16 protein-coding genes and 1 tRNA gene are annotated in these 23416 nt (G+C 39.7%); 6 read left to right on the top strand and 11 right to left on the bottom strand.

Annotated elements, in window-relative coordinates:
• Nucleotides 1-8: 8 nt before the first annotated feature.
• Nucleotides 9-1331, bottom strand: a complete 1323-nt coding sequence (locus tag OB69_RS03255; RefSeq protein WP_053222259.1) for a 4Fe-4S dicluster domain-containing protein — start codon at nt 1329-1331, stop codon at nt 9-11.
• A gap of 99 nt (nt 1332-1430) precedes the next feature.
• Here OB69_RS03255 and OB69_RS03260 point away from each other — a divergent pair.
• Nucleotides 1431-1503 (top strand) — tRNA-Phe (locus OB69_RS03260).
• Nucleotides 1504-1622: 119 nt separating this feature from the next.
• Here the strand turns inward: OB69_RS03260 and OB69_RS03265 are convergent.
• The 4 genes from OB69_RS03265 to OB69_RS03280 form a co-directional block, all read right to left on the bottom strand.
• Nucleotides 1623-2435, bottom strand: coding sequence for a pseudouridine synthase (locus OB69_RS03265; RefSeq protein WP_053222260.1), 813 nt, complete (start codon nt 2433-2435; stop codon nt 1623-1625).
• Nucleotides 2436-2485: 50 nt separating this feature from the next.
• The gene (gene scpB, locus OB69_RS03270; protein ID WP_053222261.1) at nt 2486-3055 is read right to left on the bottom strand and encodes an SMC-Scp complex subunit ScpB; all 570 of its coding nucleotides are present in this window, start codon (nt 3053-3055) and stop codon (nt 2486-2488) included.
• Nucleotides 3055-3441: a TraR/DksA family transcriptional regulator gene (locus OB69_RS03275; RefSeq protein ID WP_053222262.1), complete on the bottom strand. Its 387-nt coding sequence runs from the start codon at nt 3439-3441 to the stop codon at nt 3055-3057. Before OB69_RS03275 ends, scpB begins: the two co-directional genes overlap by 1 nt.
• Before the next feature lie 542 nt (nt 3442-3983).
• On the bottom strand, nt 3984-11453 hold the full coding sequence (locus OB69_RS03280; RefSeq protein ID WP_053222263.1) for a lamin tail domain-containing protein: 7470 nt from the start codon (nt 11451-11453) through the stop codon (nt 3984-3986).
• 102 nt (nt 11454-11555) lie between these two features.
• Here OB69_RS03280 and OB69_RS03285 point away from each other — a divergent pair, with 102 nt between their 5' ends.
• Nucleotides 11556-12539, top strand: a complete 984-nt coding sequence (locus OB69_RS03285; protein WP_053222264.1) for an aspartate-semialdehyde dehydrogenase — start codon at nt 11556-11558, stop codon at nt 12537-12539.
• A gap of 3 nt (nt 12540-12542) precedes the next feature.
• Nucleotides 12543-13721: a class I SAM-dependent methyltransferase gene (locus OB69_RS03290; protein ID WP_053222265.1), complete on the top strand. Its 1179-nt coding sequence runs from the start codon at nt 12543-12545 to the stop codon at nt 13719-13721.
• A 38-nt stretch (nt 13722-13759) separates the two neighbouring features.
• On the opposite strand, the gene OB69_RS03295 is transcribed toward OB69_RS03290, so the two are convergent.
• The 4 genes from OB69_RS03295 to OB69_RS03310 form a co-directional block, all read right to left on the bottom strand.
• Complete coding sequence (locus OB69_RS03295; RefSeq protein ID WP_053222266.1) at nt 13760-13939, bottom strand: hypothetical protein; 180 nt, start codon at nt 13937-13939, stop codon at nt 13760-13762.
• A gap of 77 nt (nt 13940-14016) precedes the next feature.
• A complete protein-coding gene (gene infB, locus OB69_RS03300) occupies nt 14017-16872 on the bottom strand; it encodes a translation initiation factor IF-2 (protein ID WP_053222267.1) in 2856 nt (951 codons plus the stop codon).
• Between the two features lie 36 nt (nt 16873-16908).
• A complete protein-coding gene (gene nusA / locus OB69_RS03305; RefSeq protein WP_053222268.1) occupies nt 16909-18156 on the bottom strand; it encodes a transcription termination factor NusA in 1248 nt (415 codons plus the stop codon).
• A 5-nt stretch (nt 18157-18161) separates the two neighbouring features.
• On the bottom strand, nt 18162-18629 hold the full coding sequence (locus OB69_RS03310) for a ribosome maturation factor RimP (protein WP_053222269.1): 468 nt from the start codon (nt 18627-18629) through the stop codon (nt 18162-18164).
• Between the two features lie 160 nt (nt 18630-18789).
• Here OB69_RS03310 and OB69_RS03315 point away from each other — a divergent pair, with 160 nt between their 5' ends.
• On the top strand, nt 18790-19797 hold the full coding sequence (locus OB69_RS03315; RefSeq protein ID WP_071426691.1) for a M28 family peptidase: 1008 nt from the start codon (nt 18790-18792) through the stop codon (nt 19795-19797).
• Here the strand turns inward: OB69_RS03315 and rfbA are convergent, their stop codons facing one another.
• Nucleotides 19798-20658 (bottom strand): glucose-1-phosphate thymidylyltransferase RfbA, encoded by an 861-nt coding sequence (gene rfbA / locus OB69_RS03320; protein WP_053222270.1) that lies wholly within the window; start codon nt 20656-20658, stop codon nt 19798-19800. It abuts the gene before it with no gap.
• A gap of 2 nt (nt 20659-20660) precedes the next feature.
• On the bottom strand, nt 20661-21710 hold the full coding sequence (gene rfbB, locus OB69_RS03325) for a dTDP-glucose 4,6-dehydratase (protein WP_053222432.1): 1050 nt from the start codon (nt 21708-21710) through the stop codon (nt 20661-20663).
• A gap of 176 nt (nt 21711-21886) precedes the next feature.
• Between rfbB and OB69_RS03330 the strand changes: the two genes are divergently transcribed.
• Together OB69_RS03330 and rpsU are read left to right on the top strand one after the other, a co-directional pair.
• Nucleotides 21887-23026, top strand: a complete 1140-nt coding sequence (locus OB69_RS03330) for an acyl-CoA dehydrogenase (protein ID WP_053222433.1) — start codon at nt 21887-21889, stop codon at nt 23024-23026.
• 131 nt (nt 23027-23157) lie between these two features.
• Entirely contained in the window at nt 23158-23352 is a 195-nt protein-coding gene (gene rpsU / locus OB69_RS03335; RefSeq protein ID WP_053222271.1) for a 30S ribosomal protein S21, read from the top strand.
• The last annotated feature ends 64 nt before the right edge of the window (nt 23353-23416 follow it).

Here is a 23416-nt window from a genome sequence, read left to right on the forward strand (position 1 = left end):
CTTCGTTCTTAAGATTTAGACTCCATTTCTTCTGCCCATTTAAACCTGTCTGTTGGTGGAAATTTCCATGGAGCAAAATTAGTTTCCACATTTTGGAACATGCTATTCCATGAAGCTGGCGACCCTGACTCTTCCATGGCTACATATCTTCTCATTTGTAAAATAATGGCCAGCGGGTCAATATTTACCGGGCAAGCTTCCACACAGGCATTACAGCTGGTACAAGCATTAATTTCTTCTTTAGTAATGTAATCACCCAAAAGCGACTTTCCATCTTCTAACCCTTTACCTCCTTTGGCCAAACTAGCGCCTACTTCTTCGGCTCTATCACGTGTGTCCATCATAATTTTTCGAGGGGAAAGTTTTTTGCCCGTCATATTTGCTGGACAATTATCGCTACAGCGTCCACATTCTGTGCAAGAATAGGCATTCATGATATTCACCCAACTCAAATCATTTACATCCTTGGCACCAAACCTTGCAATTTCTGCTGGAGGTTCATTGGCATTCTCTGTAGGCATTCCCAACATCATTTTCACTTCGTTGGTTACCTCGGCCATGTTCTCCATTTTACCTTTAGGGTTTAGGTTTGAATACCATGTATTTGGAAAGGCCAAAGCAATGTGTAAATGTTTAGAGTAAGTAACGTAAACGGCAAAGCCTAAAATTCCGAGAATATGGAACCACCAAGCAAAGCGCTCTATAAAGATCAGTGTTGAAAGTTGCATTCCTTCAAAAAGAGGCACTAGAAAACTGCTAAAGAAGAATGTTCCCGTTTGGGCATAATGCTCATCTTGTCCTTGAATAAGCATATCTGTTGCATTCATGGTAAGAATGGCAAACATCAAAATAATTTCAATAACTAAAATAAGATTGGCATCTAATGTCGGCCATTTCTTCATTTCATTTCCCTGAAAGCGCTTTACTTTCAATATGTTTCTTCTGATTAAGAAAACCACACATGAAAAAAGGACACCTACAGCTAAGAATTCAAAAACGTTGATGAGAACGGTATAGAAATCACCCAAAACTGGAGCAAATATTCTGTGAGTTCCTGCAATTCCGTCAATTACGAATTCAAGTACTTCAAGATTGATTACCAAGAAGCCCACATAAATCAACATGTGTAAAAAAGCAGGCACAATGCGCTTAAACATTTTCTTCTGCCCAAAGGCTACCAATAGCATTGTCTTCCATCTTTCGGGGCTCGCTGTTCTTCCAGAAGCTTTTCCTAGAAAAATATTTTTTCTGATTCGACTAATGCGTTGGTACAGAAAATATGCTGCTACAGCCACTAGAATCAAGAAAACGATTTGAGAAATATACTGCATAGATTAGGGCTTCAAGGGTTAATAAGATTTCAGACCTGAAATTATTAAAAATGTTTTGTACGGGTGAACTTTTTGTATACTTTTGTGCCTCCAATTGAGGGTGCTGTAGCTCAGTTGGTAGAGCATCGGACTGAAAATCCGTGAGTCGGTGGTTCGAATCCACTCAGCACCACGTTGAAAAAGCCTTCTAGAAATGGAAGGCTTTATTTTTTGCTCTTCAGTTAATAACAATCTCACTCCGCTGGGCATAAACAAATATACATAATGAAATTAAAATAGTATGCATGCATACTATTTTTTAAGCTTCATCAATTCTTTTTCTGTCAAAAAGCGCCATTTACCACGCGGCAAGTCCTTTTTGGTTAATTCACCGTATACTACTCGGTCTAGCTTTTCAACCTTATAGCCCAGGTGCTCAAAAATTCTACGAACAATTCTATTCTTACCCATGTGAATTTCGATTCCTAAAACAGTTCCATCGGGGCTTGTCACTGCCAAGTCATCTACTGGTGCTTGGCCATCTTCCAGCGTTACTCCTGCTTTAATTTTGTCGAAATCTTCTTCTTCAATAGGCTTGTCTAAAGTAACCTGATAGATTTTCTTCACTTTGTGTGAAGGGTGTGTCAGTTTTTTAGCCAAATCTCCATCGTTAGTAAAAATCAGCAAGCCTGTGGTGGCCCTGTCTAATCTTCCTACAGGAAAAACTTGTTCCTCACAAGCATTTTTAATCAAGTCCATTACGGTTTTTCTACCCTCCGGATCGCTTGTAGTACTGATAAAATCTTTGGGCTTGTTAAGAACCAAATAAACCAGTTTCTCTCTTTTCAACACATTGCCTTCATACGAAACCTTATCGGTAGGCTTTACTTTGTAACCCATTTCGGTTACTACTTCTCCGTTCACTTTAATTTCGCCCGCCTCAATAAGCTTATCCGCTTCGCGTCTAGAACAAACGCCTGAGTTAGAAATATAGCGATTGAGCCTTATTTCACTTGCACTTGCTCGTCCTTTTTGCACGAGCTCGCGATCGTAAGTAGGTGGAGTTTTTGGAGTGTTTTTAACCTTATTGAAAAAAGGCTTATTTGATTTGAATTTCTTTGCCATAATGATGCAGTATCTCTACTGGAATATACGCAAAGGTACGAAAAGCTTATCTAGGAATCTCCTTCTGTAGGTTGACCTATTTCGTTTTCTTCAGTGGAGAAGTCTTTTGGGGTAGGTAAATCCTTAAGACTATTTATGCCGAAGTAGTCCATAAATTTTTCTGAAGTTCCATAAAGCAACGGTCGCCCTACGTTTTCAGACTTTCCCTTAATTTCCACTAGTTCTTTTTCCAATAGCTTCTGAACGGCATAATCGCAGTTTACACCACGAATTTGTTCCATTTCTGATTTGGTAACTGGTTGCTTGTATGCAATAATAGAAAGGGTTTCTAAGGCCGAAGTTGAAAGTCTTTTCTTCGATTGCTGTTTGAGCAAAATGCCAATACTGGCTTGGTAGGCAGGCTTGGTAAGAAAGTGATAACCCCCTCCACTTTTAAATACAGTAAAGGGGTATTGATCACCTAAATACTTTTCTTCAATTTTATCAATAGCATTAATTATATCTTGCTCTGGCACGTCTGCCTCAAACATTTCGCTCAGGCAAGATTTAAGTTCTGCTATTTTAATTGGTTTTTCAGAGCAAAAAATAAGGGCTTCTATATGATTTCCAAGGAAATCCACTAGCTCTTTTGTGCCAATTTAGCCTCAATAGAATGCATGGTATGTGGTACCGCTTTTAACCTTTCTTTTGAAATAAGTTTTCCGGTGTCTACACAAATGCCATAAGTACCATTCTTAATTCTAATCAATGCATTCTCTAAGTTATTGATGAATTTCTGTTGTCTGGCGGCAAGCTGATTAAGGTTTTCTTTTTCCAATGTGTCAGCCCCATCTTCCAAAACCTTGGTAGAATTGTTGGTTATATCAGTTCCTGCATCCCCACCTTTTGAAATGCTTCTTTTTAATTCGTTGAATTCACTTTTAGCCTTTTCCAACTTGTCGTTGATGAGCGCCTCAAATTCCTTTAATTCACTATCAGAATATCTCGTTTTTTCTGCTTGGCTCATAATTAGCTTTGTTTAAATGTACTGCTATAAAAATTGCACTAAAATAGCCCTACTACAAGAGAACGCAAAGGCTTTCATATAATTTTTAAGAATGCTGAATATCGCGTTTCTCCTTCCTGAAACTGAAGACTTCAAACAAATAATATGGTTGTAAAAACAGTAAGATATAAGTTTTTTTGATCGTGATTGCTTCATAAAAAAAAGACCCAATGGGTCTTTTTTTCTTAGGTTGTCTAGTTGTTTCAGTATTGAATGTTCAGGGATTGCATCCTTTTCGTAATTGAAAAGTTATCAATTTGCACCCTGTACTTCATTCTGAGGTACCGATTAATCACTTCGATCTTTCTACCCTTTTTCAGGTTAAAATCGATTGCATTATTAATTAAACAATTCATTTAGTTGGGTATTAGATGGTTCTGAAAATAGTCTCACCTAATATAAGAATTTATGACCTAAATTTCTTCACACTGAGATAAAATTAAGGTCACAAACTGACAAACTGCAATAAATTGTATTTGAAACGAATAAATTATCGGATAAAGTTAGAAGCGAGTGCCGATAGCAACTGTCTCTTTCTTTATCGTAACCTCCCCTGAGGGGGTTAAAATTTCGAACAGAATTAAATAGTAACCTAAACGTGCTTTTTCACCTGAGTTTGTGGTGCCGTCCCAACGGAAAAAGCCTGTGGTTCCTACCAGTGAATTCTGCGAAACATTCTTAATGAGGTTCCCATTTGAATCGTAAACCGAAACTGTAATAACATTGCCCGAATTGTCGAACTCATAGTTAATGGTGGTGAAATTTGCACTACCTGCTACATCTGGCGCAAAGGTTTTAGGTTCTATACTAAATGTAGCCAAGGTTGACGGCTGACTTTGCGCTTGCGAATTTTGATAACCAGGAGTAGCGTAGCCCGATTGGCTTGACGCTGACTGCCAATTATTAGCATCATTTGAAAGACCAGAAAAACGAATGCGCTCAAGCGAAACACCATCAACAGAACTTAATAATGAGGAATGATAATCTTCATTGTATTCCACTTCATCGATTACAATAGCTTTACTATTCACAAACCGTACCACACCCGCATCGGAAGGCATGCTTGGTAAGGAACTCAATTCTAAGATCGTAGAAAGCTCCGTGCTTGCGTATTGATTTTTCAGAATATCACCATCGGTAGTAATAGTTTTATAGCTCGATGGTCCAATAATAATATCTTCCGTAGAAATGACTCTATCGTTTGTCTTTCCCTCTATTCGCCAGTTTTTAAGGTTAATGTATTTGTTAGACTGGTTATAGATTTCAACAAACTTCACACCGCCCGTTTTAGGGTTGAAAAGGATTTCGTTTATCACAATGTCCAGTGCTGCTGCTTCCACAGCTATCACAACGGTTGCCTGACGGGTATTTGCCAAAATCAGATTGCCACTACAGTCGGTGATGTTTTCCACCGTAATTTGATAAGCAGTATTTGGTACGAGAGCACTGCTCAAATTCAAAGTGGCAGATTTGGCGTCAGACCCCAAACTTATGCTCGACACAGAAATTCCTCCAGATATGGAAATGTTATTAGAGAGAAACGAAGAGACGGCTAGTTTTTCATTAAACATCAGCTGAATCTGGCTATCATTTAGCGCCACTGCTTTTATCAACTCTGGCCCTACTAGATCGGGATTAATTCCATTGACAGAATTTTGTGCTCCTGGGGTTCCTCCAACAACAGCCTCAGAGGCCTTCCAATTGGATTGCTCTACACAGGCATAACTAAGGTCAATCAACTCAAGGCTATAGCCTCCATTGGCTTTAGATGAAGATCGATACCAAGCCGAGGAGTAGTCTACACTATGGATCACTTGATTACCTAGTTTGAGAGAAACTTTGTCGCCACTGGCATTTAAGCTGGGCCAGCTACTAACACCTAAAACATTACCATATGGATCCAATTTAGCCTTATCTGAATTGGCCGTGAGAATTAAATATTCAGATGGGTTTAGATTGAAATTACCCAAAGTAGTTGAGCTTGCTCCATCGGAAAGCGTTAAGCCCTCTAAAGAAATTATTTTAGAGGAGGCGTTGAAGACTTCTAGGTATTCCACCACGGGTAAACCCTGAGACGGAGAGGGATTTGCCATAATTTCAGTGAAAATAAGTTCTTGATATGCTGGAACAGCTCCTAATGAGAAATTCTTGGTTACGGTTGAAATCACATTTCCTTCGCAATCGCTTAGGTCAGAAAGTGTAATTGAATACACCACTCCTCTTTGAAAAGCACTAGATAAATTCACCAAAATTACTTGGCCTAAACCATCAAGAATTTCAACGCTAGAGACTTGAAGTCCTCCAGATAAGTTAAAGGTCGAAGTGAGTATGGAAGCCGTATTCATGGCTTCATTAAAAGTAATTTTAAGCTGTGTTTCTGACTCTGCATAAAGTGAAACCACCAAAGGAGCCGTTGTGTCTGGCGTAGTATCAAATACTGAATTCCGAACCCCTGGAGTTCCACCATTTTCACTACTCGAGGCTATCCAATTGCTATTATCAAAACACGAAGCGAGCGGATTGATGAGCTCTATACTATAACCACCATCATCTTTAGCGTCAGACTGGTAGAAGCTTCGGTCGTAAGCCACTTCAAAAATGATATTACCGTTATAATCTTTGAGGCTTACCTGATCTTCAATGGTTAAAGTTGGGAAGGAATTTACCGCCAACACTTCACCATAAACCGCTAAAGCTGTTGCCGCTGTATTTCCTGAAAGGATCAAATAGGTTTCGGGAAGCATATTCTTATTTGTCAGTTTATAACTTCCATCATTATCACTAAAATAGAGTCCGTCCAAATCAATAATTCGACCCGAATTATTATAAATTTCAACATACTCTACACCTGGCAACCCTCTACTTGGGGTAGGTGTTGCCATAATTTCTGTAATCAAAAGTTCATGAAAGGCCGGACGATCTCCTTGTACAAAAGTGAAGTTGTTTGTGGTTAATTCATTACCCGAACAATCCGTGATAGCATTAGTAATAAGCGAAAGCTCATAGCCTTTGGTGAACTCCTTGTTCAATTTCAATTGTACACTTCTACCAAAAGCATCAAGTATACTTACAGAAGCCACCGAAACCCCATTTTGCAGAGTGAAATTTGAAGGAATTAAAGTACTTATGTCCATGGCTTCATCAAAAGTCAGTTTGAGTTCAGTGGCAGAAATCACTTCTAATTTTGTCATGGATGGCGCTGTAACATCTGCTTTAAGGCTAAACACAGAATTCTGTCCTGCTGGTGTACCTCCATTTGGCGAAACAGAGACCGCAAAATTGCTATATTCAAAACATGGCTTTTCTGGATTGATTAACTCCACAGAAAAACCTCCACTGGCTTTTGTGGCATCATTATAAAATGTCTGATCGTAAGCAATTGAGTCAATCACCACCTTATTTCTGTCCAATAAATAAACCGATTCGCCTGTATTTGAAAGTGAAGGGAAATTTCTGAGACCGATGGCCTTTCCATAATTCAAGTATTGTGCAACCGCCCCTTGAGTGGTTACCGCCAAATATTCACCTGGAGCTAGAACTTGAGCCGTAAATACTGCCGTATCTCGCTTGTCTGTGAGTAAAAAATCTCGCAGTTCAATGTTTGCATTTCCACGGTTGTAAAGCTCTAAAAATTCAGCGTTAGGTAGGCTCGAACTCGGTTTTGTGTCGAAGTAAATTTCATTGATGACCAAATCTCGAAACACTGGAGTAACAGGGGCGGAAAAAGTGAAGTCGAAAGTTGCAGCATTCATCGCCTTGCCCTGTTTATCTTGCACCCTATCCACTGTAAGTTGATAGGTCAAGGCATTCGTCAATGGTGTGTCGAACTTCAATATTACTTTTGAAGAAGAACCTGCCACCAAAGTAGCAGATGTAGGGTTTCCAACTCCGTTATTCAATGAATAATGATTGATAGTTCTCGCAGTGGCTGTATTCAATGGTTCATTAAACACTACCTCAATTTCATCTAAGTAGGTTGAATTCACTTCTAAAATCACAGGGGGAGTAAGGTCATAGCTCAGTTTGTTTCTTGAGCTATTTATCGTGAATCCGAACAAATCCTTTAGGTTTTGGACAGTCAACTCGTAATCAATTCCTTCTACAAAATTAGTATTGAATAGAAGGGTTACCACCTTAAAGTCATCTGAACTAAGCACCGCAGAAATGGGGTTTCTAATCCCCGAATTCAGCAAATAATTTTGAGTGGTTTCAGCAGTAACTTCATCCAATTCCTGATCGAAAGTAAGCACCAAACTATTCTGACTGAGGATTTGAATATCAACAATATGTGTGCTGTATGTAAAGTCATAACTGATTACTTCTGATCGGTTGCCGTCCAAATCCAACAAGTCTTGAACAACCAACCGGTATTTCAAGCCTTCTTTCAGAGAAATTGTCAGGTTTAAAGTGACCAAAGAAGCGTCAGTTGCATTCTGAACCGCTGACTTCAATCCAACCCCATTATCGAACCCATAATTTTCAATGTCTTCAGCAGAAGCTTTGTTCAGCGCTTTGGTAAACTGCACCTGAATGGTGGTGTCATTCAAAACCGTGAATGTCCCAAAGTTTGGCTTTAAACTGGAAAAAATAGCCGTTAAATCAACAGGAAGTCCATTCTCGAACACATCGGAAATATTAGAAATGCGAAGAGTGTTTTGAGAATTATTACCTAAAGCAGCGAAAGTAAGCTCTACAATGTTGGTGTTTTTTTCTGTACGAACTGCGGCTATTGGAACCCCAATTCCGTTATCAACTGAATAATTATTGACATTTTCAGCAACCTCTTTCACCACCTCTTCTGAAAATTCAACCAAAATTTTAGTAGGGCTGACAAGAGTAATTCCTACCAAGCGAGGTGCTAGTCGGTCATAAGTGAAGTCTTCGTTTCGTTGTGTTGAAATCACATTGCCAGATAAATCTTGAATTCCAGTGATCGATAAGCGATTCTTAACTTCCTGCTCGAAAGCCTGGGCGAATGTTAATATTACAGAGCGTTTGTCCGCTTGGCGCGTTACCAAACTTGGATTTCCAATACCATTATTCGCGGTGTAATTATTTACCGACTCCGCGGAAGTTTCATCCAATATTTCATCGAAATAAACCCTAAGATTACGCTCATCAATTACCACTACAGAGTCTATGTCTGGATCATCGGTGTCAAAAATGAAGGTCGTATTAAACAGTTGTAAATAGCTATTGTTGCTGGCTTGAACCCCTTCAAAACTGATGTACTGATTTTTATTTTCATCAAAATTGGTACTGAAGACCAAATGCACCAATCTTGGATTCACGTTGTCTAACGAAGCTGCAACAGGATTGCCAATATCTCCATCTACCCAATAATTGCTCAATTGTTCTGCGGTGGATTCATCAGCATCAACGTCAAAATACACATCAAGCAATTGAGCAGACAACACTACAACTGTGTCAATTTGATTCACAAAATCGAGGTTGACAGAGGATAGACTAACCGTGTTTCCCAGCGTGTCTGCTAAGTTTTGAAATGTAAATTGATAGGCATTACCAACAGAAAGTGCAGCGCCTAAATTTAGCCTCACTCGTTTACTATTATCGGCATCAACAATCGCCTTTGTTGGGTTTCCTACTCCCAAATTAATTGAAAAGTTGGCTTCGGTTTCTGCCAAAGTTTGATTCAAATTTTCATCAAAAATAACGTCAATAGTGGTGCTATCTTTAAACACAAACCTTTCAAATACTGGTGCCAAATTATCAAATAGAAATTCTAAATTGTTTGTGCCTATGGTATTACCAGCACAGTCCGTGGCTCCCGTTAATGATACGGTATAAATCGTTCCTGAAACCATTGGTGCGCTTAAAGCCAAAACCACAGATTTATGCGTAGTCTGATTTACAGTTTTTGAGGCAATAGCTCCGCCATTATTCAAGGAGTACGATGCTCCATTAAGCGAAGCATCATCCATAATTTCATCAAAAAACAAAGTCAACTGACTTGGCGAATCAATCCTAACTTCAATCAACCTGGGCGCCTTTACATCTGGGCTATCGTCATAAACTGAGTTTTGCCCTGAAGGAGTAGCGCCCTGAGCATTCGTTGAGGCTTGCCAATTGTTAATGTCGCTACAAACAAGCTCTGGGTTTATTTGCTCAATGGACCAACCGCCATCTGCTTTGGCAGCATCTTTATACCAATCGGTATTGAAAGTAAGGCTGTCGACCAAGTTGCCGAGATTATCCTTCAGTAATAGTTGTTCGCCTCCATTTGAAAGTCCGTTCCATGAGCTGACACCTACTACATTTCCAAAGGGTTGAAAATCAGTTACGTTTGAGGTAGAAGTTAATATTACGTAAGTCTGTGGTTGCAAAACATAACTGGCAATCGTTCCTCCTGTTAAGTCAAAATTGGCCAAATCTACGGCTTTGCCGCCCGCATTATACAGTTCAATAAATTCATCCGATGTGCCAGAGGGCAGTGTTTGGGGGTCAGGCTGAGCCGAACCAGTAGGATCGGCAAAAATTTCGTTGATCACCAAAGATCGATAAGCCGTTTGTGTGGCATTAGTCACAGAAGACTGCAAGGTAGAAGCCAAAGCGTTTCCGCTTTCATTGGCAACATTATTAATGGTCAGTTGATAGGTATTATTCGCTAACTCTTCTCCAAAAGTGAGTACCACTTTGCTTGGTTCAGCTACATTTCGAGCAGCAGAGGAAGGTGCACCATAGCCAAAATCGAGACTATAATTGCTGACTAAATTGGCAGATGTGGCTTCAACATTCTGATTGAAAACTACTTCTACTTGAGTATTTGAAAGGGTTGAAATACTAGAAACCGTCAACGGTAAGTAAGAAAAGTTAGTACTAAGGTTCGAAGCAGTTGCCAATGTCGATTCATCTTTAACACCATTAACCGTTAGCGCAAAGTTGCTTTCTGTAAGTTCGGCACCAAGCGTCAACACCACTTTATTGAGTTCTGTTGCACTTCTTACGGCCAAAGTTGGGCTGCCAATTCCATTATCAATGCCATAATTGGAGGCGTTTTCAGCCGTGGTTTGATCAAGATTCAAATTGAAAGTTACTTCAACAGAATTTTTAGAAAGTACCTGAACTGCCGTAATAGAAAGCGGTTCAACATAACTGAAGGTAGAAGTTAAATTAACTGCTGGTGTGCTACTTGCCGCATCTTCAACATTGCTCACCGTCAGTTGGTAATTGGCGTTTGGCATTACCGAAGTGGTAAGTGTCACCTGATTGGTAGTGGTTCGCGAGGCAGAAACTACGGTTATTCCATTATCCAAACTATAATTCGTTTTGTCTTCAGCTGTGACTTGCGTTACTTCTTGGTTAAAATTTACCACTACGGAAGTTGAACTAATAGCATTTGTTGAACTAATGGCCAATGGCAAAATTTGCTCTACAATACTTACATCATCCATCACAAACTCTGCAGCAGAACCTGAGCCATCACCTCTTTCCACTTTCAGTTTGACGATTACATTAGCTTGGCCAGATGTCTGACTGGGCAACTCGTACTCATATTTGGTATAGCTAGTAGTGTTATTATTCGGGAAGGTGGTAGCATCGCCAATGGACACGTTATCTAGGAAATTATTTCCTCCATCAATTGAAGTTGAAATACTAACCAAAACGGGCCTAGTTGAGGTGCCTCCCCCATTTTGCTTGGAATAGGCATAAAAAGATAAAAGCGGATTATTAACCCCTGTGAAGTCTAACGCAATTAAAACCTCGCCAGAAAAAGTAGAGGTAGGGATTATATTCAGCGAATTTGTACCGGTTCTTCCGTTTGCCCCTTGAAATATTCTTGAGCTGTTCTGAACTTCGTTGCCCGTCCAGTTTGGTATAAAAACAACTGGATTACCTGTAGTAAAAGCCTGTTCAAAACTTTCACTAGAAGGAAAGGTGTTAATCTGACTTAACGCTATATTTGCGGTAAGCAGAACAAGAGCTGCTATGGCAATTGAGATACTTAACCTCATCTGAGACTCACAAGTGTTAGATTCTAGCCTGTTAAAGTACGAAAAATATGGTTCTATTTTCCATAATCATTTGATTATGAGTGTAAAATAATGAAATAAAAAATGAGAATAGCAGTAGTTGGCGCCACCGGACTTGTAGGTGGAGAAATTTTAGAAGTTTTAGCCGAAAGAAATTTCATGTTTGATGAGTTACTTCTTGTGGCTTCTGAAAGGTCTGTAGGAAAAAAAATGACCTTTAAAGAAAAGGAATATGAAGTAATTGGCTTGGCCAAAGCGGTTGAATTAAAACCTGACTACGCTATTTTTTCAGCTGGAGGAAGTACTTCATTAGAATGGGCTCCAAAGTTTGCTGCTGCTGGTTCCACAGTTATCGATAATTCTTCTGCATGGCGAATGAGCCCTGATCACAAACTAATTGTACCAGAAATTAACGCTACTAGCCTTACTGCGGAAGATAAAATTATTGCTAACCCCAACTGCTCTACCATTCAAATGGTGGTGGCTTTAGGGCCTTTGCACAAAAAATACAAGATTAAAAGAATTGTGGTTTCTACTTACCAATCGGTAACGGGTTCAGGAAAAGCGGCTGTTGATCAAATGATGAACGAGCGCAATGGAATCCAAGGAGACATGGCTTATCCGCATAAAATAGACATGAATGCCTTGCCACATATAGATGTGTTTTTGGACAACGGCTACACCAAAGAGGAAATGAAAATGGTGAATGAAACCAAGAAAATTTTTGGTGACGACTCTATACGCATAACTTCTACTACGGTAAGAATCCCAACGGTGGGTGGCCATTCGGAAGCAGTGAATGTTGAGTTCGAAAATGATTTCGACCTAGAAGAGTTAAGAGGTATTTTAGAAAATGCTGATGGCGTAATTGTACAGGATGACCCTAAAAACAATCTTTACCCAATGCCACTGACAGCACATAAAAAAGATGCTGTTTTTGTAGGGCGCTTAAGAAGAGACGAAAGCCAACCCAACACATTGAATATGTGGATTGTGGCCGACAACCTGAGAAAAGGAGCGGCTACCAATGCAGTTCAAATTGCTGAATACTTATCTAAAAATAGCTAATTTTTGATTGAAGCACTGCTAACACCTGAGGTTCAAAAGTTTATTCGGGATCATGAAAACGATGATCCCGCTACTTTGATGCTTCGGGCAAAACAGTATGCTGATATTCCTTTGAAAGAGGTGGTTGAACAAATTCAATCTAGAAAAAAAGCGAAAACTAAATTACCCACTTGGCACAGGACAACCAATCTAATTTATCCTCCACCACTTAGCTTAGAGCAGTCATCTTCTGCCCTTACTGCTGAATACAAAGCCTCATTGTTCTCGGGTGGAAAATTCGTAGACCTGACTGGCGGAATGGGCATCGATTTTTCCTTCCTTTCAAAGTCTTTCAAAAATGGTTTTTATGTAGAAAGGCAAACCAACTTGGTGAAAATAGCGCGGCATAACATGAAATGCTTGGGCTTAACATCTGCTGAGTTTCACACTACCGAGGCCGAGGATTTCCTAAACAAAACTTCCGAAAAATTCGATCTTATTTTTCTGGATCCGGCCCGAAGGGGAAACCACGACCAAAAGGTTTTTAGAATTGAAGACTGTGAGCCCAATGTGCTCTCATTGCTTCCGTTAATGAAAGCCAAAGGCAGGTCAATACTAATGAAGACTTCACCGCTATTAGATATTAAAGGCGCTATAAAAGATTTAGGAGGAGCCACCGAAGTACACGTTGTGGCGATAAACAATGAGGTGAAAGAACTCCTTTTTATTATTGATGATAAAGCCAGCGAAAATCCAATCATTAAGGCCATTGACTTGGCAAATACCGAAGTAGGATTTGAGTTCAATTATGAAGAAGAGCAGAGCGTTCACTTGGCTCATGGAAGTATTGATAGTTACTTATACGAGCCCAATGTATCCATTTTGAAAGCTGGGGCTTTTAAAAGTATTGCTGCTAGGCTCGGTTTAACAAAGCTACATGTGAATTCGCATTTGTACACTTCTAAAACACTGGTTGCCAATTTTCCAGGTAGAAGCTTTAAGGCGATTGCTGAAATTAGCCTCAGCAAAAAAGAATTGCGCAAAGCCATACCAAATATGAAAACGAATATCACCGTTCGGAACTACCCCATGACGGTGGAGCAAATGAGAAAGAAAACTGGGCTGAAAGACGGAGGTGATTTCTACATTTTTGCCACTACAGACCAAAGCGGTAAAAAACTGGTGTTGTGTGAGAAAGCATAATAAAACAACTTTCCTTAAAATTTGAACCTTTTGGAAAGTTAGTAGCTATAAAACAGGAGGTAAATTAAGCCAAGAACCACCAGCGGAATTCCATAGTATTTTAGCACAAGCAATCGGTTTTGTTTGCTCATCCACCAAAGCATACGCCAAGGAGAATACAGGCCAATCATCACAGCTAATGCGGCAGTACCAATCAGAAACTTAAGGGTTACTTCCATGCCAAAAGAAAACTAATTTCATTAAAAAAGCCATTCCGATTTCTCAGAATGGCTTTTCAATTTATGTTTTAGAGCACTTAAAGTGTTCTTTTTACTTCTTGAATCTCGAAACCTTCGATTACGTCTCCAACCTTAATGTCGTTAAATCCTTTAATGCTTAAACCACATTCATAACCAAATTTAACTTCGGACACATCATCTTTGAAACGTTTCAACTGACCGATGTTACCGGTGTAGGTTACAATACCATCTCGAATCACTCGGATTTGATTGTTTCTCTTCACGAAACCATCTAACACGAAACAACCTGCAACAGTACCCACTTTAGAGATTTTGAAAACTTCTCTTACTTCGATGTTACCTGTAATTACTTCTTTCTCGGTTGGCTCTAGTAAACCTTCCATTGCATCTTTGATTTCGTTGATCGCATCGTAGATGATAGAGTAAAGTCTGATTTCGATTTCTTCGTTTTCAGCAATTCTTCTAGCACCGCTAGATGGCCTTACTTGGAAACCTATGATTACCGCATCAGAAGCAGAGGCAAGCAATACATCCGATTCGGAAATTTGACCTACCCCTTTATGGATAATATTTACTTGAACTTCTTCAGTAGAAAGTTTCAATAATGAATCACCTAAGGCTTCTATAGAACCATCCACGTCACCCTTAATGATTACGTTAAGTTCTTTAAAGTTACCTACGGCTAATCGTCTACCGATCTCGTCTAGAGTAATATGTTTCTTAGTTCTTACACTTTGCTCACGTAGAATCTGCTCACGTTTGTTTGCGATTTCTCTCGCTTCACGCTCAGAGTTCATCACATTAAAGCGGTCACCTGCTTGTGGAGCTCCATCTAGACCTAGCATTTGCACAGGAGTAGACGGTCCAACTTCTTTTAGCTTGTTTCCTCTGTAATCGAACATGGCTTTTACCTTACCGTAATGTGGCCCAGCCAAAAGTACATCTCCAATTTTAAGGGTACCTCCTTGAACCATAAGAGTAGTTAAGTAACCTCTACCTTTATCGAGAGAAGCTTCTACTACTGTACCTACTGCGTTCTTTTCTGGGTTTGCTTTTAACTCAAGCAATTCCGCTTCGAGCAACACTTTTTCCAATAGCTCTTCCACACCTTGACCGGTTTTGGCAGAAACTTCTTGGCACTGATATTTACCACCCCAATCTTCAACCAAGATATTCATTTGAGAAAGTTCTTCTCTAATCTTGTCTGGGTTAGCGTTTGGCTTATCAACTTTGTTAATCGCAATTACTATTGGCACTTCAGCCACTTGAGCATGGTTAATTGCCTCTTTTGTTTGCGGCATCACGTTATCGTCAGCCGCAACCACAATAATTACTACGTCAGTAATTTTAGCACCACGGGCTCTCATGGCCGTAAAGGCTTCGTGACCAGGAGTATCAAGGAAAGCGATTTTCTTACCTTCCTTAGTGGTTACGTCATACGCACCAATGTGCTGGGTAATTCCCCCGGCTTCACCTTCGGTTACTTTAGAGTCTCGAATGTAATCTAGTAATGAAGTTTTACCGTGGTCAACGTGCCCCATGATGGTTACGATTGGAGCTCTATCTAGTAGATCTTCCGCTTCATCAGTTTCTTCTACAATTTCAACGTCTTCATCAGCGGTAGTAAAGCTTACATCAAAACCGAATTCATCGGCAATAATGGTTATTGCTTCGGCATCCAAGCGTTGGTTAATTGAAACGAACATTCCCAAACTCATACAGGTTGAGATTACTTCGTTTACAGTAACATTCATTAAAGAAGCCAAATCACTCGCAGAAATAAACTCTGTTACTTTAAGTACTCTTGACTCTTCGTGCTCTTGAAGCATTCTTTCTTCGGCAGCTTCAGCGGCAGCACTTCTCTTTTCCTTACGGTATTTAGATCGGCCTTTTCCGCCACCTTTTCCGCCACTTAAGCGGGCAAGAGTTTCCTTGATTTGATCTTGTATTTGCTTATCTGTAAGTTCTTCTTTCGGAACTCTCTTTCTAGAATCTGCACCTCCACCTCTTTGTGGTGGTCTTCTATCTCCTCCTCCAGCTGCAGCACCACCTCTATTAGGGTGTTCAGGTTTAGATTGAATTCTTTTTCTAGGACGTTTCTTCTTATCGGCCGCAGACTGATTATTGCCCTTGTTTTGATCTTGCTTAGGTTTCTCCTTCTTAGTAGGTAATTCTATTTTGCCAAGAACCTTTAATCCACTAAGCGAATCAGCTTTTGCTTTAATCGTTTCGCTTTCAACTGGAGTTGGTGCAACGGGTGCCGCTGGCTTAGGCTCTTCTGGTTTTTTCTCTTCTACCTTGGCTTTAGCCTCTGGTTTTTTCTTAGGTTCAAGGTCGATTTTCCCCAATACTTTAAAAGTATGAGGTTTGTTCTCTTTCACCTCTTTCTTAGGTTCTTCTACTTTTTTCTCAACCTTAGGCGTTTCCTTTACAGGCGCTGCTTCTTCCTTAGCAGGACTAACCTCTTCCTTAACAGGCTCAGGTTTTGGTTGTTCTTTTTCAACTTTCGGAGTTTCCTTAACCTCTTTTGGTGCCTCAGCTGCAGGCGCTGGTTTTGGTTCTTCCTTCTTTAAAACCTTTTCGCTGCTTACGTTCTTTATAAGCACCTCTTTTTCTTCAGGTTCTGGCTCTTCAATCTTTTTAGGAGCAACTGAAGGAGTAGGCTCAGGTTTTGAAACCGGCTTTTCTTCGGTATGCTTATTACCGATAGTTAGATGAGAAGCCTCCTCTTTTTCAGAAGCTGATGCAGCAAATTCTTTGGCAAGCATACTGTACTGCTCGCCAGTGATTTTCGCGTTTGGACTGCTGTCAACATCAAATCCTTTAGAGGAAAGGAAGTCTACTATGGTACTACGACCAACGTTTAGTTTCCTCGCCACTTGGCTAAATCTCATCGTTCTTTCTTCTGCCATACTCAAATATCCCTTTTTTTAAGCGTTTAAAAAATCTCAGTCCTTATCAAATTCTTGCGAAAGGATACCAAAAACGTGCTTTACTGTTTCTTCCTCTAACTCTGTTCTTCTCACAATATCATCTTGAGAAAGAGCAAGCACACTCTTTGCGGTATCTAGACCGATTTTCTTTAACTCATCAATAATCCAACTGTCGATTTCATCAGAAAACTCATCCAAATCAACATCTTCTTCTTCTAGTTCAGATAGTTCTCTGAACACATCTATTTCTAACCCAACTAGCTTAGACGCTAGCTTTATATTCTGTCCGCCTTTACCAATGGCCAATGAAACTTGGTCTGGTTTAAGGAAAACTGAAACTCTACCATCTTCTTCCCGAATTTTCATGCTAGTAATTTTAGCAGGACTCAATGCTCGGGCGATATACAACTCGATGTTGTCGGTAAAGTTGATTACATCTATATTTTCATTCTGAAGCTCACGTACGATAGAATGGATTCTAGACCCTTTCATACCAACGCAAGCGCCTACTGGATCAATACGATCATCGTAAGACTCAACAGCTACCTTGGCTCTTTCGCCTGGCTCGCGAACTACCTTCTTAATGGTAATTAGACCATCGTAAACTTCTGGTACTTCGTTCTCGAAAAGTCTTTCCAAGAATTCGCCTGAAGTTCTTGAAAGAATAATTTTAGGGTTGCCATTAACCATGTCTACACGATCGATAATCGCACGTACAGAATCTCCTTTACGGAAACGATCTTTTGGTATTTGTTCTGCCTTTGGGAGCGAAATTTCATTCCCTTCGGCATCTATAAGCAACACTTCTCTACCCAAAATCTGATATACCTCAGCGGTAATCATTTCGCCTACTAAGTCTTTATATTTCTGATAAAGAATATCCTTCTCTAAATCCTTAATCCTTTGAATCAATGTCTGACGAGCAGTCATTACGGCTCTACGTCCAAAGTCTAGTAATTTAATTTCCTCAGAAACCTCCTCACCTACTTCAAAATCAGGTTCAATCTTACGTGCTTCCGAAAGGCTTATCTTGTCATAGTCCCAAATATCTTCAGAGTTATCGTCAACAATTTCTCTAAAGCGCCAAATTTCCAAGTCACCTTTATCGGCATTAATGATAATATCAAAGTTATCATCAACCTCGTACTTTTTCCTGATCATGGTTCTGAAAACATCTTCCAGAATTCTGATCATGGTTGGTCTGTCGACATTTTTATTTTTCGCAAACTCTGCTAATGATTCGATTAATATTGAACTGTCCATTCTGATTACTTAAATGACACTAATACATTCGCTTTTTCGATAGTATCGAAATTGATTTCCACCAATTCAGAACCTATTTTCTTTTTCTCTTTTACTTCTTTTTCAAACTTAATGGTATTCTCGCAAACCTCTATGAGTTTTCCTTTTACAATTGAGCTATCCGTCAAAACTAACTTTAGCTCTCTGCCCACATTTTTCTGATACTGTCTTTTCAACTTCAACGGATGATCAAGACCAGGCGATGAAACTTCTAAAATATATGGATCATCCATGATGGCCTCAGTCTCCATTTCGTTACTGATGGCTCGGCTTAAATCTGCACAATCGTCAATGTTAAAACCGCTGTCGCTATCTAAAAGCACCAAAATTTTGGTCTTTCCGCTAACGCCTTTCACAATCACATCTACGATAAAGTAGGATTCATCCTTCAGGCTACTTAAAGCCACCTTCTCTACAAAATCCTTTAAATCCATAAACTATAATCAGAAAACAAAGAGGGGACTTTTGGTCCCCTCGTGGTAAATTCCCTTAAGTGATGCAAAATTAATGTTTTTTTTATTCAAATCAAATAAATGTCTGAGAGATAGATTTTAACCTAGGAGTCTATTATTTTGGCTAAAACTCAAACATAAAATGATGGTACGCCACAGATTAATTTTCTTTTTGTTGATTGCCCTATTTTGTTCAGCCTTGGCCTGTTCCGAATCAAAAAATTCAGAAAATGAAAAAGGCAATTCGAAAACACTTATTTCCGCGCCTGCCTTTAATGTAGACTCTATCTATTCATTTATTCAGAAACAAGTTGATTTTGGACCGAGAGTACCCAATTCCGAAGCTCACAAAGCAGCTAGTGAATGGTTTGAAGAGAAATTTAGATCGTATGGCGCCAAAGTATATCTACAAGAATTTGAAGAATATACGTACAGTGGAGTAAAAGTCAAACTCAAGAATATTGTGGCGAGCTTTAATCCAGAGAAGAAAAAACGCTTGTTATTAGCCGCACATTGGGACACTCGCCCTTTTGCGGATAATGACCCTGAGAATAAAAGGGCTCCGCTGGATGGTGCGAATGATGGAGCAAGTGGGGTTGGGGTTTTACTGGAAGTGGCCAGAGTTATTGGCTCAGTTCAAAATCCAGATGTGGGTATCGATATCATTTTGTTTGATGGTGAAGACTGGGGTGATGCTGGTGAGGACTTCGGCAGAATGAAAGGAGACAAAGACTCATGGTGGTGTTTGGGTTCTCAATATTGGAGTAAGAAAACACATATTCCTAACTATACTGCCTATTATGGAGTTTTGCTCGACATGGTGGGCGCGAAAGATGCCACCTTCTATTTTGACGGAGTGTCGCAAGAAAATGCAGGCCGAATACTCACTCAGGTTTGGGATATCGCCAATGAATTAGGCCATCAAAAATACTTTAAACAAGAAAGTGTTTTACAAAACGGACTTATAGACGACCATGTTTACGTCAATAAATATGCACGAATTCCGATGATTGATATTATGGACTATAGAAAGGCTCAGAACAGCTTTTTTCCTGGCCACCATACCACACAAGATAATATGGAAGGAATAAGCAAAGCCACCTTACAAGCCGTAGGTGAAACTTTGCTTACTGTAATCTTTAACGAGTAACTATTTCAACAAACTCAATAAATACTGCCCATACCCCGATTTAACCAAAGGTTTGGCTATGGCTTCCAATTGTTCTTTAGAAATAAATTTCATTCTGTAAGCAATTTCTTCTATGCAGCTGATCTTAAAACCTTGCCTTTCTTCAATCACCTGAACAAACTGACCTGCCTGCATTAATGACTCGAAAGTACCTGTATCCAACCAAGCGGTTCCCCTATCGAGGATACTTACTTTAAGCTCGCCTTTGGCTAAATATTCTTTGTTTACATCCGTAATTTCCAGCTCTCCTCTAGGGCTTGGTTTCAAATTCTTAGCAATTTCTACTACACGGTTGTCATAGAAATAAAGCCCAGGCACTGCGTAATTCGATTTAGGCTCAGTAGGTTTTTCTTCAATGCTCAGGGCATTTTTTTCTTCATCAAACTCCACCACACCGTATCTTTCTGGGTCAGAAACGCGGTAAGCATAAACCACTCCACCTTCTACTTCAGTATTTGATTGAAGCAGTTTAGGCAAGCCAGAGCCGTAAAAAATATTATCACCCAATACCAAGGCCACTTTGTCTTCTCCAATAAATTCTTCTCCAATAATAAAAGCCTGCGCCAAGCCTTCTGGGTTTTCTTGCACTGCATACTGAAAATTACAGCCCAACTGACTTCCATCTCCTAGCAATTTCTTGAAGAGTGCGTTATCATGAGGTGTAGTGATGATCAGGATATCTTTGATGCCTGCCATCATCAATATTGACAACGGATAGTAAATCATGGGCTTGTCATAAACAGGCATAAGCTGCTTACTCACTGCCAATGTTAACGGATGCAATCTTGTACCTGAGCCTCCTGCGAGTATAATTCCTTTCATAATTAGTCTTTGTACTGGTTACTATAATATGATTGATACTGCCCTGAGGTTACATGACCCAACCATTCCTCGTTGGCCAGGTACCAATCTACGGTTTTTTCCATTCCCTCTTCAAATTGTAAGGAAGGTTCCCAACCCAATTCTTCTTTAATCTTACTGGCATCAATCGCATAGCGCATGTCATGGCCAGCCCTGTCGGTTACGTAGGTAATTAACTTTTCAGAAGTACCTTCAGCCCTTCCCAACTTCTTGTCCATTACTTTGCAAAGCAGCTTCACAATGTCAATGTTCTTCCATTCGTTAAAGCCGCCAATGTTATAGGTTTCTCCTTGTTGTCCTTTATGGAAAATCATATCGATGGCCTTGGCGTGATCTTCTACAAAAAGCCAATCTCTAATATTTTCGCCTTTACCATAAATAGGCAAGGCTTTATTGTTTTTTATATTATTGATGCACAAAGGCAACAGCTTTTCTGGAAACTGAAAAGGGCCGTAGTTATTGGAACAATTCGAAACCACAATCGGCATTTTGTAAGTATTGGCATAAGCCCTCACAAAATGGTCTGAACTCGCTTTTGATGCTGAATAAGGTGATTGTGGATCGTAAGGAGTAGTCTCCAAGAAATAACCCGTTTCGCCTAAAGAACCATATACCTCATCGGTAGAAACATGATAGAAAAGTTTGTTTTCGAAGTTTCCGGCCCAAGTATTTTTGGCTGCATTCAAAAGATTTACTGTTCCGATTACATTCGTTTTCACAAAGGCCAATGGATCGGTAATTGAACGGTCTACATGAGATTCAGCAGCCAAGTGGATCACTGCATCAAACTGATGTTCTTTAAAAATGCCATCTAAGAAATCAGCATCATTAATATCTCCTTTTATAAAAGTATAATTGGCTTCATTCTCAATATCCTTCAGGTTTTCGAGGTTACCAGCATAGGTAAGTGCATCTAAATTATAGATAGAATAATTTGGGTACTTCTTTACAAAAAGCCTAACCAAGTGGCTTCCAATAAAGCCTGCTCCGCCTGTTATTAAAATCTTATTCATGTTTTCCGTATTGAACATGTTCAAAGATAACAGATTGCACTTATTCGACAGCCTTCCTATTCAACAAGGTTTTCAACTTGACAAATTATTGAACATCAACCATTGACAATCAATTTACCTAACGATCGTTTGTTCGGTTAATGAAATTGCGTAATTTTCAGAAAATAATAACAACCATGGATTTTGAGCTAAACGAAAACCAAACCATGATCGCCAGTATGATCAAGGATTTTGGAGAGAAAGAAATAACTCCTTTTAGAAATAAATGGGACGATGACCAAACCTTCCCTGTAGATGTAATGAAGAAATTGGGCGAACTCGGCCTTATGGGCGTAATTGTTCCTCAAGAATACGGTGGTTCTGGTTTTGGTTATGACGAATACATAACAGCCATTATGGAACTGACCAAACTAGACCCTGGGGTTGGCCTTTCAATGGCCGCGCACAACTCTCTGTGCACGGGGCATATTCTTCAGTTTGGTAATGAAGAGCAAAAGAAAAAATGGTTGCCAAAATTGGCTACTGCCGAATGGATCGGGTCTTGGGGTTTAACTGAACCCAACACTGGTTCTGACGCTGGAAATATGAAAACCACAGCCAAAAAAGACGGCAACGAATGGGTAATTAACGGTACTAAAAACTGGATTACACATGGTAAAAGCAGCGATATTACCGTAGTTATTGTTCGTACAGGCGAAGTGGGCGATTCTCATGGAATGACCGCTTTTGTGGTAGAACGAGGCACGCCTGGTTTTAAAGGTGGAAAGAAAGAAGACAAGTTGGGCATGCGTAGCTCAGAAACTGCCGAAATGATTTTTGAAGACTGCCGAGTTCCTGAAGAAAACGTTTTGGGCGAAGTAGGTCAAGGCTTTATACAATCCATGAAGGTTTTGGACGGAGGTAGAATCTCGATTGCTGCACTAAGTTTAGGTATTGCGGAAGGCGCCTTTGAGGCTGCATTGAAATACTCTCAAGAAAGAGAGCAGTTCAACCAACCGATTTTCAACTTTCAAGGCATTTCCTTCAAGTTATCGAATATGGCCACAAAGTTAGAAGCCGCTAAACTTCTCACTTTTAGGGCTGCAGAATTGAAAAACAACGGAAAAAGCGTTACCAAAGAATCGGCCATGGCTAAATATTATGCCTCTGAATGTGCGGTAGAATTCTCTAACGAAGCGGTGCAAATCTTTGGCGGATATGGTTACACCAAAGATTATCCGGTAGAAAAATACTATCGTGATTCGAAACTTTGCACGATTGGCGAGGGTACTTCAGAAATTCAAAAACTGGTAATTTCTAGGTCAATTTTGAAGTAAGCAACCCTGAATTTGAAAAAGAATAGAGAAGGACAGCCGAATAGCTGTCCTTTTTTTGTGGAAATCAATGGTTTAGAAAAATAAAACCCCTACTTTTGCAGTCCAAATTGAAGGGAGGTGTTTCAAGGATTATGATTATTATTAACGTAAAAGAAAACGAATCTATCGACAGGGCTCTAAAAAGGTTCAAAAAGAAGTTTGAAAGAACTGGTGTTTTGAAAGAACTAAGAGCAAGACAAGCTTACGAAAAACCTTCAGTTGCTAACAGGGCTCAGAAGATCAAAGCTGCCTACAAAGAAAAAATGTACGCCAACGAAAACTACTAAGGCTTACTTTTTCTAATCATATTTAATCACTATGTTAGTACTGTTTGCGAAAGCACCGTGCTAA

Origin of the sequence: Roseivirga seohaensis subsp. aquiponti (genome assembly GCF_001267955.1) — a bacterium.
In the GTDB taxonomy this organism is placed as follows: domain Bacteria; phylum Bacteroidota; class Bacteroidia; order Cytophagales; family Cyclobacteriaceae; genus Roseivirga; species Roseivirga seohaensis.

Coding starts and splice junctions, on each gene's coding strand:
- OB69_RS03255 (WP_053222259.1), bottom strand. CDS start 1,331: ATGCAGTATATTTCTCAAATCGTTTTCTTGATTCTAGTGGCTGTAGCA.
- OB69_RS03265 (WP_053222260.1), bottom strand. CDS start 2,435: ATGGCAAAGAAATTCAAATCAAATAAGCCTTTTTTCAATAAGGTTAAA.
- OB69_RS03275 (WP_053222262.1), bottom strand. CDS start 3,441: ATGAGCCAAGCAGAAAAAACGAGATATTCTGATAGTGAATTAAAGGAA.
- OB69_RS03280 (WP_053222263.1), bottom strand. CDS start 11,453: ATGAGGTTAAGTATCTCAATTGCCATAGCAGCTCTTGTTCTGCTTACC.
- OB69_RS03285 (WP_053222264.1), top strand. CDS start 11,556: ATGAGAATAGCAGTAGTTGGCGCCACCGGACTTGTAGGTGGAGAAATT.
- OB69_RS03295 (WP_053222266.1), bottom strand. CDS start 13,939: ATGGAAGTAACCCTTAAGTTTCTGATTGGTACTGCCGCATTAGCTGTG.
- infB (WP_053222267.1), bottom strand. CDS start 16,872: ATGGCAGAAGAAAGAACGATGAGATTTAGCCAAGTGGCGAGGAAACTA.
- nusA (WP_053222268.1), bottom strand. CDS start 18,156: ATGGACAGTTCAATATTAATCGAATCATTAGCAGAGTTTGCGAAAAAT.
- OB69_RS03310 (WP_053222269.1), bottom strand. CDS start 18,629: ATGGATTTAAAGGATTTTGTAGAGAAGGTGGCTTTAAGTAGCCTGAAG.
- OB69_RS03315 (WP_071426691.1), top strand. CDS start 18,790: ATGATGGTACGCCACAGATTAATTTTCTTTTTGTTGATTGCCCTATTT.
- rfbA (WP_053222270.1), bottom strand. CDS start 20,658: ATGAAAGGAATTATACTCGCAGGAGGCTCAGGTACAAGATTGCATCCG.
- rfbB (WP_053222432.1), bottom strand. CDS start 21,710: ATGAATAAGATTTTAATAACAGGCGGAGCAGGCTTTATTGGAAGCCAC.
- OB69_RS03330 (WP_053222433.1), top strand. CDS start 21,887: ATGGATTTTGAGCTAAACGAAAACCAAACCATGATCGCCAGTATGATC.
- rpsU (WP_053222271.1), top strand. CDS start 23,158: ATGATTATTATTAACGTAAAAGAAAACGAATCTATCGACAGGGCTCTA.